General features: G+C 28.0%; 17 protein-coding genes. 4 read left to right on the forward strand and 13 right to left on the reverse strand.

Annotated elements, in window-relative coordinates; genetic code table 11:
- The first annotated feature begins 230 nt into the window (after positions 1-230).
- Positions 231-650 (forward strand): hypothetical protein, encoded by a 420-nt coding sequence (locus tag BS62_RS04385; RefSeq protein WP_496490034.1) that lies wholly within the window; start codon positions 231-233, stop codon positions 648-650.
- A gap of 40 nt (positions 651-690) precedes the next feature.
- On the opposite strand, the gene BS62_RS04390 is transcribed toward BS62_RS04385, so the two are convergent.
- The 6 genes from BS62_RS04390 to BS62_RS04415 form a co-directional block, all read right to left on the reverse strand.
- A complete protein-coding gene (locus tag BS62_RS04390; RefSeq protein ID WP_496490035.1) occupies positions 691-1,545 on the reverse strand; it encodes a YitT family protein in 855 nt (284 codons plus the stop codon).
- A gap of 61 nt (positions 1,546-1,606) precedes the next feature.
- Positions 1,607-2,161: a TetR/AcrR family transcriptional regulator gene (locus BS62_RS04395; protein ID WP_496490036.1), complete on the reverse strand. Its 555-nt coding sequence runs from the start codon at positions 2,159-2,161 to the stop codon at positions 1,607-1,609.
- 198 nt (positions 2,162-2,359) lie between these two features.
- Positions 2,360-2,821, reverse strand: coding sequence for a YbaK/EbsC family protein (locus BS62_RS04400; protein ID WP_496490037.1), 462 nt, complete (start codon positions 2,819-2,821; stop codon positions 2,360-2,362).
- A 99-nt stretch (positions 2,822-2,920) separates the two neighbouring features.
- Positions 2,921-4,105, reverse strand: a complete 1,185-nt coding sequence (locus BS62_RS04405; protein WP_496490038.1) for a Card1-like endonuclease domain-containing protein — start codon at positions 4,103-4,105, stop codon at positions 2,921-2,923.
- 188 nt (positions 4,106-4,293) lie between these two features.
- Entirely contained in the window at positions 4,294-7,545 is a 3,252-nt protein-coding gene (locus BS62_RS04410; protein ID WP_496490039.1) for an ABC transporter permease, read from the reverse strand.
- Position 7,546: 1 nt separating this feature from the next.
- A complete protein-coding gene (locus tag BS62_RS04415; protein ID WP_496490040.1) occupies positions 7,547-8,254 on the reverse strand; it encodes an ABC transporter ATP-binding protein in 708 nt (235 codons plus the stop codon).
- Positions 8,255-8,379: 125 nt separating this feature from the next.
- Here BS62_RS04415 and BS62_RS04420 point away from each other — a divergent pair, with 125 nt between their 5' ends.
- Complete coding sequence (locus BS62_RS04420) at positions 8,380-8,970, forward strand: TetR/AcrR family transcriptional regulator (protein ID WP_496490041.1); 591 nt, start codon at positions 8,380-8,382, stop codon at positions 8,968-8,970.
- Positions 8,971-9,000: 30 nt separating this feature from the next.
- On the opposite strand, the gene BS62_RS04425 is transcribed toward BS62_RS04420, so the two are convergent.
- Positions 9,001-10,443, reverse strand: a complete 1,443-nt coding sequence (locus BS62_RS04425; protein WP_496490042.1) for an MFS transporter — start codon at positions 10,441-10,443, stop codon at positions 9,001-9,003.
- A 191-nt stretch (positions 10,444-10,634) separates the two neighbouring features.
- On the opposite strand from BS62_RS04425, the gene BS62_RS04430 reads away from it, so the two are divergent.
- Both BS62_RS04430 and BS62_RS04435 read left to right on the forward strand, forming a co-directional pair.
- Positions 10,635-10,994, forward strand: a complete 360-nt coding sequence (locus BS62_RS04430; protein WP_496490043.1) for a hypothetical protein — start codon at positions 10,635-10,637, stop codon at positions 10,992-10,994.
- Between the two features lie 13 nt (positions 10,995-11,007).
- Positions 11,008-11,319, forward strand: coding sequence for a heavy metal-binding domain-containing protein (locus tag BS62_RS04435; RefSeq protein WP_496490044.1), 312 nt, complete (start codon positions 11,008-11,010; stop codon positions 11,317-11,319).
- 117 nt (positions 11,320-11,436) lie between these two features.
- On the opposite strand, the gene BS62_RS04440 is transcribed toward BS62_RS04435, so the two are convergent.
- From BS62_RS04440 to BS62_RS04465, 6 genes are all read right to left on the reverse strand, one after another.
- On the reverse strand, positions 11,437-11,715 hold the full coding sequence (locus BS62_RS04440) for a hypothetical protein (protein ID WP_496490045.1): 279 nt from the start codon (positions 11,713-11,715) through the stop codon (positions 11,437-11,439).
- Between the two features lie 64 nt (positions 11,716-11,779).
- Positions 11,780-12,520, reverse strand: coding sequence for a hypothetical protein (locus tag BS62_RS04445; RefSeq protein WP_496490046.1), 741 nt, complete (start codon positions 12,518-12,520; stop codon positions 11,780-11,782).
- A gap of 55 nt (positions 12,521-12,575) precedes the next feature.
- Entirely contained in the window at positions 12,576-12,842 is a 267-nt protein-coding gene (locus BS62_RS04450) for a DUF2651 family protein (RefSeq protein WP_496490047.1), read from the reverse strand.
- Positions 12,843-12,915: 73 nt separating this feature from the next.
- Positions 12,916-13,284 (reverse strand): hypothetical protein, encoded by a 369-nt coding sequence (locus BS62_RS04455; RefSeq protein ID WP_496490048.1) that lies wholly within the window; start codon positions 13,282-13,284, stop codon positions 12,916-12,918.
- Between the two features lie 115 nt (positions 13,285-13,399).
- Positions 13,400-13,582 (reverse strand): hypothetical protein, encoded by a 183-nt coding sequence (locus BS62_RS04460; protein ID WP_496490049.1) that lies wholly within the window; start codon positions 13,580-13,582, stop codon positions 13,400-13,402.
- Positions 13,583-13,691: 109 nt separating this feature from the next.
- Positions 13,692-14,303: a HutD/Ves family protein gene (locus BS62_RS04465; protein ID WP_496490050.1), complete on the reverse strand. Its 612-nt coding sequence runs from the start codon at positions 14,301-14,303 to the stop codon at positions 13,692-13,694.
- Positions 14,304-14,450 lie beyond the last annotated feature (147 nt).

Raw genomic sequence — 14,450 nt, forward strand, 5'->3', positions numbered from 1 at the left:
ATTATAATCTCTTAATATATCTATTATTATATCCGGCAACTTAAATCCGTTATTATTAACATAATCAACCCACTTGTCGTATTCCTTTATATCCATGCTCATCCCCCTGTTTTGTTTTTATATAAATATATATTCGTCCAATCAAATAATAATCCCAATAAAGATTTATATAAAATTATTAAAACCTTATATAACCTTCTTGAATATTATAAAAAAAGGAGGTGAAATTTATGGATAGTAATTTATTAACTATATTTATAAGCATACTAGCTGTAGGGATTATTTTAGTTGGTGCCCCTATACTAGTGTCATTCCTAAAAGGTGAGCTAGTTCCTACAGAAGATATTCTAGATAATATAGATGAATTAGCATCTATAGTCAAAACTATAAATAACTCAATGAATAATGATGCTCAAAGTAAAAAAGTTTTAGATTTAATAATTTTATCAGCAGAACAAGCAGTAAAATATTCAGAACAAATTTATATAGCAGGGCAAATTTCTGAAGGAGAGAGAAAAGAAAAGGCAGTTCAATTTGTTAGAACTGTTTTGTATGATGCAAATATAGATATAACTCCAGAAAGAGAAAATTTAATAAATTCTGCTATTGAAGCTGCAGTGTTTTTATTACCTAGGACTACTAAACACTAATCAAAATAAACCACGGATAATCCCGTGGTTCCTTTATGTATTAATGTATTGCCTTTTTTCCATATCTCTTTCCTGATGCTTCTACACTTCCTATGGTTATCAACGCATCATCATCAAATCCATGTATTATAGACTTTAATTTAGCAATTTCAAGTCTTGATATAACGATATAAATTACCTTTGTTAATTCACCTCTGTAAGCTCCTTTACCATCAAGTAGGGTTACTCCCCTTCCAAGTCTCGATGATATAGCTGATGCAATATCAATATATTTTTCTGAAACTACAAATACAGCCTTTGACTCATCTAATCCTTCGACAGTAACGTCTATAGCCTTATAGGCAATAAAATATGCTATAAGTGAGTACATAGCTCTATCCCATCCGAAAACAAATCCAGATCCACCTAATATAAATACGTTAAAAAACATTACGATTTCCCCTATAGAAAAAGGTAGTTTCCTATCTAACATTATAGCAACAATTTCAGTTCCATCTATAGATCCACCATTACGAATTATAAGGCCTACTCCTATACCTAATATAATACCTCCAAAAACAGTTGCTAAGAATATATCGCCAGTTATACCTGGAATTGGATGTAGTATAGACACTCCTATTGAAAAACATATTACAGAAAATAAAGTGGAAATAGCAAATGTTTTTCCTATTTGCTTATATCCTATTACAAAGAAAGGTATATTAAGTATAAATGTAAATAAACCAAGAGGAAGTTTAGAAAAATAACTAGCTATTATGGAAATCCCTACTATTCCACCATCTATTACATTATTAGGTATTAAAAAAATTTCAAGCCCAATTGATGCAAGTGTTGCACCTAACATCATAAAAAAAACTTTACTAATATTTAGTACTATATTTTTTTGTTTATTCATCCCATCATTCCTTATTTAATATTTATTTTATATAATATATGAAGTTGTTTTTTAAAATATTTTAGTGTTCTTTAATAATCATACTTATCATTTTATATATAATATCTTTGTTTTCATCTCCATCATTATAATAATTATGAGCCAAGGTAACTAAAGAATTTAAAAATAGCACAGATAACTTTATATCCATAGTCTCATATTCATAATTATAACTTCCCTTAATTCTATAAATACAAGTTTGAATAACCTTTAAGATATATTTTTCAAACTCTATAAAATCTTCATCTCCTCGTTGTGACAATATTCCAATATCTTTTGTAAGACCTTTCCTATGTAATATATCATCATATAGTATATCTATTAATTTTTTTAAAGATATTTCCTTATCATAGTAATCTAGAGTTTTGATTTTTTCAAAGGTTTCATTCCAACTTTTTTTAAGAACTCCCATATATATGCTTTTTTTATTTGGATAGTAATTATACAAAGTGCCCACTGCTATATTGCAAGATTTTGCTATAGCTTTCATATCTATATTGTCATATCCACTACTGCAAAATAATTCCTTTGATTTTTCAAATATTATTTCCTCTAAATTATTTATTATTTTAGGCATGTTAAACCTCCACCTTACTTTTTTTATTATTTCATGTGTTTGCAGTGCTTCCGCCCATATAAACTCCCCTTTTTCCTGTTTATGAATGCAAATTCATCTTAAATGAATATGTATTCATTATATTATTTATATTAATTCATGTCAAATTTGCGCAAAAATAAGTCCTAGAATACAGATTATTCTAGGACTTATTTTAAACTAAAATTTACATACATCTACCCACTGAGCTCCTGTCCAATTAACCATCTCATCAGGAGTAACTTTAATAGCTGTGTTCGTTCCCCCAGCTGCAGGATATACAACATCAAAGTTTTCTAAACTTTTATCCACATATATTGAAACATCTGATGGTAATCCAAAAGGACATACGCCTCCAACAGGATGATTTGTTTTTTCTAATGTCTCTTCAAAAGACATCATCTTAGCTTTACATTCAAACTGATCTTTGAATTTTTTGTTATCTATTTTTGCTGTTCCACAAGTAACTATTACTATACTCTCACCTTTTAAGTTAAATGCCAACGTCTTTGCAATTTGTTCTTCTTTTACTCCTATTGCCTTAGCTGCTAGTGGTACTGTTGCACTGCTTTCATCTAAAAACATTATTTCTCTATCTATCCGTTTTTCGCTAAAGTATTTTTGAACTTCTTCTACTGCCATTTTTATCAACCCCTTAATAATAATTATCTTATGATTATTACCATATATTATAAATTTTATAATATACCCCTTATCTCCTTTTTCTTCTACGTTATTATATTATTTATACGCTAACTCTAAATTCTCATTTCTAAATTTTTGTATTGTTAGATATAATTCATTTTTAAATTTCTCTATATTTCCATCAAATATTATTATTTTTATATTCATTTCATCTGCTCTTTCAATAATTGTTTGTTTTAAAGGTATTTGAGTTGATATCAATAATTTTTTTACATTGTTACCTGCTAACCGTTCGGAATATACTTGTAATTCATTTAGTGTGGCCTCATCATATCTATTTGTATCCTTACATGATATACACAATAAAAATCCATCAAAACTTGCTAATACATCTAGTTCATTTCTTACTAAATGTACATTTTTATCCCATAAAAACATTACCCCTGCTTTTACATCACTAATATCTGCTATTTCTTTTATGACCTTATACGTTATTGCTTCCAACCATGAGCCTGTAGTGAATATAAAATTTTTGATATAGCTTTCTTTAAATTTAATAAAAAGTTCTTGTTCATTTATCCATTTCATATTTATGTGTTTTAGTTCTTTTAATTTATACATCAATTTCATAATATTATCTTTCTGCTTATAATCTATACCATTAGTTCTAATTATCATTTCTTCCGGCATCATATAATTTGTCTTTTTGACATGCTCTTGATTTTTAAGTATTTTCTTTACGCTATGCCACATTGCATAATTCTCCATCAAAAATGCTAATATCTCTTCTATATTTTCATTGCTATAAATACGAGTAGATTCAGTTATTATCTCGCCTCCTCTACTCCCTATATAGCTGTCTATTTCTAGTGAGAATTCTTCTTTAATTATTTCTTTTATATCATTCTTATCAAATTCATATATTTTTTCTGATTCTAAATCTACAAATATTGTTTTAAAATTATGTTTTTGAGCAATTTGATATAGCATTAAACTTTTGAATTTATTTCCTCCAGAAATATTTATAATGGTTTCTTTCTCTGTATTGTTAATTATCCAATCTTCAACCTCTAAGTTGTTGAACTTTTTAAAAGACATTCCTTTTATATTAATAACTTTACTGTTTTTTATTATAAATTCCCTAAGTTCATTAAAAGCTTCGTCGTTTTCTTTTGTATATTCATATAAAAAAATAATTTCTTCAGGTTGAAACTTCCTTATTGCAATAATATTATGCATATTAATATCGTCCAAAAGGTTTATCATAGTTGTAGACTTCATTTATATTCTCCTTTATCAAAAGTCTTTACATATCAAACTTCCGTAAAATTATTATACCATTACGTTTAGTTAGTTTAAATATACAAAATTCGCTACGCTCATGTCGCCAATGACCAGATGGAACCTTGCTCAAGTCTATATGTTGGAAATTAAATAAAGTCCTTGACCAAAAGGTCAAGGACTAATTATTAATCAACAGATTTTAATGATTCTACCATATGGATTTTTTTAAGTTTATAATACATAAATATATTTACCATAACAGCAAATATAATAGTAAGAATTGCAGAATATACAAAACTCATAAATTCTATATTTCTTCCAAACATAATATTGTCTGGTTCAACTGTTGTCATTATAAAACTGTGTAGCAATACTCCAAGTCCTAATCCCCCAACTGCACCAATTGATGTAAGTATAAAGTTTTCTCTAAATACATATGAAGAGACTTCATTATCATAAAAACCTAATACCTTTAATGTTGCTATTTCTCTAATTCTTTCACTTACATTTACATTAGTAAGGTTGTATAAAACTACAAATGCAAGAGCACCAGCAGAAACTATTATAAGTAAAATTACTTGATTTAAATTAGATATCATAGCTTCAAAGCTACCTTTTGCCTTAGTATTAAAACTAACAGCACTAATGTTGCTAACTCTCATTAAATCCTTAGCCAACTTATCTTCTGATTTTGATGAAGTATCTTTAATCTTAATCAGCATTTGGTTAAATTTAATATCTTCATTATATAAGTTTTTATAATATTTAGGAGTCATATATACATACTGTCCAACGTAGTTTTCTACAATGCCATTTATTTTAACAGGGAACTTTTCGTCATCTTCATTGTCTAAATGTATTGTATCTCCTATTTTTACATCTAACATCTTAGCTAGTTTTTCATTAATAATAACTCCATCATCGTTTAAGCTAAACTTTTCATCAGTTGTACGACTTTGTAAACTTATAAAGTCGTTTAGTTTATCTAAATTTTCTGGAACAAATACCGTAACTGGCTTTTTAATATCTTTATTAAAAGCATCTACACTTATTGTTTTAATATTTTTGTAGTCAGTTATTCTATCATCTTTAGATATTTTATTTGCGGCTTTATTTTCTTCATCAATTCCAACTTCTGACTTGTAATTTAGTATTCCATTGTATTTAAATACGTCAGTATACTGTTTTTCTACAATTGCACTAATAGAATCTCTAAGTCCAAATCCAGTAACAAGTAGTGCAGTACAACCTGAAATACCAATAACAGTCATTAAGAAACGCTTTTTATATCTAAATATATTTCTTGAAGTTACCTTTTGAGTAAAGTTTAAGTTGTTCCATATAAAAGGAATTCTCTCAAGTAATATTCTTTTACCTTCTTTTGGAGCCTTAGGTCTCATAAGCGATGCAGGAACTTCTTTTAGTTCCTTATGACAAGCAAAGAATACAGCAAGTGTTGTTGTTAAAACAGCAGCTAAAGTTGCCATAACAAAATACCCAACATTAAACGTCTTAATAAGAGGTGGTAAGCTGTATGTCATACTTGTATATGCATCAAATATAATAGTTGGGAACAATGTAAATCCAATAGCTACACCAACTACACTACCTAATATGCTAGCAAGAGCAGCATAGAATAAATACTTAAACATTATAGAACTTTCACCATATCCTAAGGCCTTCATAGTTCCTATATTTACCCTTTGTTCATCTACCATTCTAGTCATAGTAGTTAAACATATTAAGGCCGCAACTAAGAAGAAAAATATAGGGAATACCTTTGATATAGCATCTATACTCTTAGCAGATGATCCATAATCTACAAAACCATAGTTTGCATTTCTATCAAGAACATACCACTTAGGCTCTTTTATTTCATTTATCTTTTCTTCAGCATCGTCTATTTTTATCTCAGCTTTTGCAAACTCTTCATCAGCCTTTGCTTTTCCTTCTTCATATTCTTTTATTCCATCTTGCAACTTAGATTTACCATCTTTTATATCTTCTCTGGCTTTTTTAAACTGAGCTATTGCTTCTATTTTTCCAGACTCTAATTGCTTTTTATTAACTTCTAATTCCTGTTTAGATTTTTCAATTTCTTTTTTACCAGCTTCTAACTTAGCTTCACCTTGTATTAATGCAGTTTTGTTATTTTGTAACTCTATTTTAGATGCTTCTAGTTTAGATTTACTAGTATTATATTGTTCTTGTAAAGATTTTAATTGAGTTTCTAATATATCTTTTTGTTCTTTTGGTGTATTTGAATCTTCTAAAGTAGTTTTTATATTAGCTATAATACCTTGAAGATCTTTAAGCCCAGTTTCACCATTTTTTATTTGTTCATCAGCTTTTACAAACTCAGCTTCTGCATTTTTCTTATTTTGTAAAAAAGCTTCATATTGAGTATTTAGCTCTTTTTCACCATTTATTAGCTTTTGTTCACCATCTTTTAATTGTTGTTCTGATGTAGCAATTGTATTATAAAACTCTTTTTCTTTTTTGTTTAATTCTTTTTCACCATTAGCCAAATCTTTTTTAGATTTTTCTATTTTATTTGCTGCATCTTTTAGTTTATTTTCAGCTTTTGTTTTCTCTTCTTGGTATTCTTTTTTTGCATCATCTAATTTAGTTCTAGCCTCAGTCATTACTTCATCATATCTTATATCTGCTCTTTTAAGTCCTATATCTTCTAACTTATCTACAACTACTTTTATCTTATCTTCGTATTCTTCATCATAAGACATAAGGCCTTTTGCATTATCTACAGTTAAATATATTTCAGTGTATACATCCATAGTAAAGTCTTCTTCAGGAATCATAATATAGCTACTAAGTTTTCCATCGCCTATAGAACTACTTCCCTTTTCATGTGATACATAATATGGACTTTCAACTAATCCAACTACAGTATGTTCACTATTTTTTATAGAATCACTTAATGGATCTTCATTTCCTGAATACAACTTCAGTTTTGAACCAATACCTATTCCTAAGCTTTTTAACTTGGAATTTTCTATAACACATTCTCCAGACTTTTCTGGAAGTCTTCCATCAATAATCCTAGGTCTATTCATATAATCTTTATCATCACTGTTTACCTTATCTAAAGGTATTCCATGAACCTTTAAAACTCTCTCAGTTCCATCTTTTCTAAGAAGCACTTCCTTAGAATAGGTAGGATATATTCCATCTATCTCAGATATTTTTGATATTTCATCAACATCATCATCTGTAAGTCCTAAAGTTGACATTATATTTATATCCATTAAGTTATAGTCATCATAATATTTATCTGCGGTTATTTCCATATTTGGTGCAGATATTTTTATTCCTGCAAAAAAGGCAACTCCAAGAATTATAATTGCAAATATAGACATAAATCTTCCTAATGAATTTTTTATTTCTACAAGAGCATCCTTTAATAGTATATTTTTCATATTACCACTCAATCCTTTCTACAGGGATTGGGTTGTCGTTTTTAACAATTTTATCTACTTTACCGTTTCTAACAGTTATTATCTTATCTCCCATTGGAGCTATTGCCATATTGTGAGTTATAACAATTGTTGTCATATTCATATTTCTACTAGTATCTTGTAGAAGCTTTAATATAGCCTTACCTGTGTTGTAATCAAGTGCTCCAGTTGGCTCATCACATAAAAGTAACTTTGGGTTTTTAGCAAGTGCACGAGCAATTGCTATCCTTTGTTGTTCTCCACCTGATAATTGTGCTGGGAAGTTGTTTCTTCTTTTATCTAGACCCACTGCTTCTATTATTTGTTGTGGACTAAGTGGTTCTTTGCATATTTGAGTTGCAAGTTCTATGTTTTCAATAGCAGTAAGATTTTGTACTAAGTTATAAAATTGAAATACAAATCCAATATCATCTCTTCTATATGAAATTAATTGTTTTTTGTTGTATGAACTTACCTCATTTCCATCTACATGCACGCTACCACTAGTTGGACTATCCATTCCTCCTAGTATATTAAGTATTGTACTTTTACCTGCACCACTAGCACCTACAACTATAACGAATTCGCCTTTATCTATTGAGAAATCAACTCCATCAAGTGCGTTGATATCTACTTCTCCCATTTTGTACACTTTTTTTACATCGCGAAATTCAATGTATTTATTGTTCATAATTTCACCTCCAATTGACACAATCTATATTTTTACGATACACTTGTATCATATACTATGTAAGTATATAATTTTTAATATAATAAATCAATATTCTAAAAAGATATGAAACAGGGGGTGAATAAATGTATCATATTAAAAATGATAAGCGTTCAATTCAATCTGGCCAATGGATTTATGAAGCATTATCAGAGCTTATAAAAGAAAAAAACTATGAAGATATAAAAGTTACAGAAATAGTTGAAAGAGCAAAGATTGGCAGAACTACGTTTTATAGAAATTTCGATACTATTGACGATGTTTTGAGAATGAAATGTGATGAGACTTTTGATAATTTATATAAGTATATTTTAGATTATTATAATGAAAATGATATTTCTGATAAAACATTGTTTATAAAGCCACTTTTAAGATTTTGGTATTTAAATTCAGATATTATGGAGCTATTACTAAAAGCAAACAAACTTGATATTATAAACTCTTCTGCCATTAAAATAGTAGATGCCTTTGAACCCTTAATTTCTTCTAAAAGTAGTGCAATTAAAAATCATTGGGATTATTTTATTTCACTTCAGTCTGGTATTTTTATAAGTATATTGAGCCAGTGGATAAGAAATGGAAAGGATATACCTCCAGATGACCTAGCAGATTTAATATATAGACAAATTGTTGAGTCTTTTAATATGGACTTATTACCTAATAATAAAATCCTATAAAGCTCCATGTTTACTTTATAGGATTTCAAACTAATTATTTTGTTCTATTTTAATTTTTGAGGCCCTTTTTTTCTTTATAAGTCTAATTGCAGTTATTACAACACCTACACTACAAATGGCAAAAGCTATTATATATACATAATGCATTCCATATATAAATACATCAGGTCTTCCTGGTATATAATTTTCAACTCTAGATGCTACTTTGTAACTCATTCTATTGTATAAAGTTGTAGTAGCTAGTGAAACACCTAATACTATACCAATATTTCTAACTAATGCGTTTACACTACCTGCTATTCCAAGTTTATCCTTAGATACCGTGGACATTACTAATGAATTGTTTGGAGATTGAAATAATCCATTGCCTAAAGACATTATCGCAATAAAGGTTATATAATACACTATTGCTGTATTTTCTGTAATAGTTGCCATTCCTCCTATACCTATCATCATTAAAATAAGGCCTATTAGTGTAAGAATTTCTGATCCTATTTTATCTGATAAGTACCCGCTTAATGGCGCTACTATTGCTAATATTATTGGATATATCATCATATATAATCCAGAAACATCAGGAGAAAGGCCTAATACATCTTGAAGATAAAATGGTTGTATTATATTGTTTGATCCTATAGTTAAAAATGATATAAGTGCACAAATTATACTTATAGAAAACAGTGAATTTTTAAATATAGATAAATCTAAAAGTGGATTTTCTATTTTCTTTTCAAGTTTTATAAAGTATATTATTGATGCTACTGTAATTATCGATGTTGATATTATTATTGGATTTATATATCCTAGACGGTCTCCATAGGTAAATGTAAAATAAAAAGATATTACTGATATAGCAAACAATATTGTTCCTCTTAAATCTAGTTTTATCTCTTTTATCTCATTATTCTTTGGCATTACCTTAATAGATAGAAAAAATGTCACAATCCCTATAGGTATATTTATAAGAAATATATATTTCCAACTAAGTACTGATACAATAAATCCTCCAAGAGCAGGTCCTACCAAAGTTCCTAAAGCTACAAATGTTCCTACTGTCCCAAGGGCTCTTCCCCTTTCGTTTGGTGGAAATACATGAGTTATTATACCTTGGTTTGTAGCCATATACCCAGCAGCACCTATAGCCTGAATACATCTTGATATTATTAAAAAAGTTATATTTGTAGATAATCCACAAAGCAATGAACCTATTGTAAAAATCACAAGACCAGCCTGAAACACTCTCACTTTTCCTATTATATCTCCTAGTCTTCCCCAGAATAGTATACTAGCTGATATAACAATTAAGTAACTTGTAACAACCCACTCTATAGATCCCATGTTGACATTAAGATTTTTTGACATAGTAGGAAGTGCTATATTTACTATACTACTATCAAGGCATCCCATAAAAGTCATAATAACTACTACGGATAATATTATCCATTTTCTTTTATATATATCTTGTTCCGACATTATATCCCTCCTATAAAGCCTCTATAATAATTTTATTATATGACTTCAAGAAATAAAACAACTATATTTTAATTTTCAAATACTATTTTGATATACGTTGATGTAAGTAGTTATTTACTAAAATTTGTTATATAATTATTTACACTTACATAAAATTATTATAATAGTAATTTATAGGAAGGAGCCTTTTAGTGATATTAAACATGGATTTTAAACCAGTGGTTGAACGACTTTCTTTGCAACAAGGAGATGGACATAATTATGCTTCTTATGTGGCAGATATAATTGACAAACTAATTACTGATTTCATTATCAATTTAAGTGAAGTTGAAAATCCTAATGCTCAAGCATCAATTTTAATAGATAATTGGTTAGTATATATGAGAAATGAAGTTAATAATAAAAATCAATCTATTTCTTGGGCAGAAAACCTTCTTGTTCTTTTGGCTAAAACTCTAGATTGTGTTAAAGATTGGCATCCTTATCTTATAATAATAGATAAACAACTAAAATCAATACTTCCAAAACACTACAAATTTAATAATATATAAAGGAGAAATTAACATGTTAATAGTAAATACTGAGAATATTAGAGGAAAAGATTATAAACCACTAGGACTTGTTAGGGGTTCTGTTGTAACTTCTAAAAATATAGGCTCTGATTTATTGTCTGGTCTTAAAACAATAGTAGGAGGAGAAATTAAAGAATACACAAAGATGTTAGATGAAGCTAGAGATGTAGCAACAACTAGAATGATTAAAAGCGCTGAAGAACTAGGCGCCGATGCTATAGTAAATATAAGATTTGCAAGTAGTTCAATTATGCAAGGCAGTGCAGAAATGATAGTGTATGGCACAGCTGTGAAATATATATAATAATAAGGCTGTCTTTTAGCAAAGCTTTAAAAATAGTAAAAGGAGGTAAAATATTTCTCCTCCTTTTACTTCATAGTATATTAATAATGTGTATTACTTATCTATTATTATTTTTCCTTAAGCTACCAATTTTGCTCCTTCATAAAGTTCAAAAGTATTTCCTAATTTTAAATTCTCAAAAGGTGCTTCGTCCATTAAATATGAGAGTTCGATAATAGATTTGAAATTTTTATCTATAGAATTACAGATTATCTCTGCACTCCAATCATCTTTACTATTAGATATATCACCAAATCTTATTATTGGATAATACTTACCACCTATGGGATGTAATACTGTACGACCACCTAATTCTCTTGATATCCATCTTACTTCTGCTATTACTATTTTTTTCATAAGCTCGTCTCCATTAATTAGTACTGGTTCATATTTTATAAATACTACAAATTAAACTTTTATATTATTTATCCCAAGTATATATTTTCCATGTTTTATTTTTATGTTCAATTACTCCCTTAATATCTGCTCTATACTTGTTTCGTTCAAGGTTATTATACATCTCATCCATATTCTCATAATGACCAACCGCATAATAATTTAAACTAATACACTTATTGTCTCTATATATATTGGAAAAGTCTATCAAAAGCCCTTTCTTGGTTAATTCAAATATTTCATTTTTTATATCTTCAGCCATAGGATATATTTTTCTTCTTTTATTTGTAGAAAAACTTTCTATAATCTTATTTGCAATTATTTCTTTAAACACCAACATATCTTTGCAATATAGTTTGCAAAACCATCCATCATCGTGAGCAAGGTAAACAAAATTATTATTTATTCTAGGGAAGAATGAGGATTTTATAGGTTTGCAAAAATGTGATAAATATAATACTTCTGCCTTTTCTTCAGGGGTGCAGGTATTTAAATCAGCTTCATAATTATAGTCTATCCAATGGAAATTACCTAACCCGTAAATATCTTGTTTTGATAACTCCAAAATATCATTTTCCCCATTGGCAGTTTCTAAGAACCAACTCATATTAAAATTATTAGTAATATAATTCCCATCAGTTACTAAAATGTTTTCTAGCTTTATTGGACTATATTTGATAAATTCTTTAAATTCCATTCCATAATATACAAAATAATTTTCATTAAAATTTGCATTTATATAAAAGACATCTCTTATTTTTCTCACTAGGTTTCAATCTCCTCTTAATTATTTATTTTATAAAATGTGCAATTTATGAAGATTATGTCGTAAGGTTTTTCTTATATTTAAGAATTAAATCTGCAATAAGTGTTCCAACTAATGATATACCTGTATAAACAAAACACCATATTAAAAAAGATGAATTGAATAAAGTAAATGTGGCAACTAAATAACCTATAAAAACAATGCTTAAAATAATTACTTTCCTCTTAATTAAAATTTGTCCAATCAAAGATATCATTAAAGTAGTCAATGGAAAGATAATTAATACCATTTCAAATGGACTGTTGTTAATAAAATTAGACATATATTCCTTCCCCCCTTCGCAATATATAAAAACTGCGTATTCACTTTATGAAAATATTTTATTTAGTTGTACATTACTTTACAAAATATTTATCAAATACTTTTTCAATTGTGTTTAAGTTTTTATTTAAAATACCTGCAACAACTTGAGATGTAATAATTCCTATTATAGCATTTGAACCATCTTTAAATTTATGTGCAATGTACATACTTAATATCGTAACACAGACAGTTATAGACGTTAAAATAATACTTAATTTCAAGGATTTTATATTTGAAAAACTTTCTACCCATATAATTAATACTATAGCACCCGTTAGTAAAAAACTTGCAAAATAATATGTGTTATTGCCTTCAAATTTAACAAACAAGAAAATGGATACTGCCAACATTATAATAGCACATATTGTAACTTTGCTCTGTATTTCATTCATCGTCTTCATAATTTAGAATATCCCCTTTGTTTCTAGTAAGTTTTTAATAACTGTTAACTTATTTCACAGTTTTCTACAACTGCGTAATATATAAACATTGTGGACTGAATAGTATTTAAAATTGCTATTTATTTTCTAATTCTTTGACCTTATTTTCTAGATTAGATATTCTATCATCAACTGATGTTTTTCTTAATCTATGACTTTTTATTACCTTATATATAACAATAGGAATTCCTATTATTATTGCAGTGTTTAATATTTGAAATCCAAGGCTTATTATTTGAACCCCAAGTTCAGTAGACATAAACCCACCCCCTAATATCATTAAGTCATCTAATATAGATTGTTGCAAGATTTTATACAACTATATAATAAGCTAATGTAGAAATCAATTTGATATCTACATTAGTTTATTAATAACATACATTTGCCTTGATAATTTTGAGTTGTTCATCATTATTATTAGAAATTTCAATAGAGATTAAATCGTCATCTAAGTTTCTGTTAATTAATACAAAATCACCTTTATGTAAATCAATTTTATTATAGTTTGCTAAAATACACCCTTCTCCATTTACACAGTAAAAACTATTACTAATGTTATCAAATCCTTTATTATCTTCAAGAGTTATATTAGTGAATTGTTTTTTATTAACTAATATAGCTTCTAAACTTCCTTCACACTCAGAATTCATCATCAAGTTAAAATCAGTCACCTTCCCGTAGCTTTTAGTATTCCACTCACCACTAAAGCTATCTTGTTCAAAAGGATTTAATTCCACTGTATGATGTCCCTCGTGCTCTAATTTTAATTTGCCGTCAACAATCATAATAACTCTAGATATTCCTGGAAGACGTGTAAATGTAGATTGATCTATATCAACTTTTGCAGAGCTTATTCTCCACTTGAAATTTCCTTCACTATATACTGCATCTTCTGGATATATAGCCAGTTGAGTTGTAGTCCCCCCTGACCAATTACTTTTATTTTGTTCTTCTTTTCTAACAACCTTTATGCTAATCATATTGCCATCCCCCTTTTTGCATTAGTTAAATATTTCTATATTGCTTATACAAATACTATATACTAAACTAATACTACTTAAAATAAAAAGTTGTATCTTTTAGATACAACTTTTTATTTGATATTTATTTAACTAATTATTTAATTA

The organism is Sporacetigenium mesophilum DSM 16796 (genome assembly GCF_059569055.1).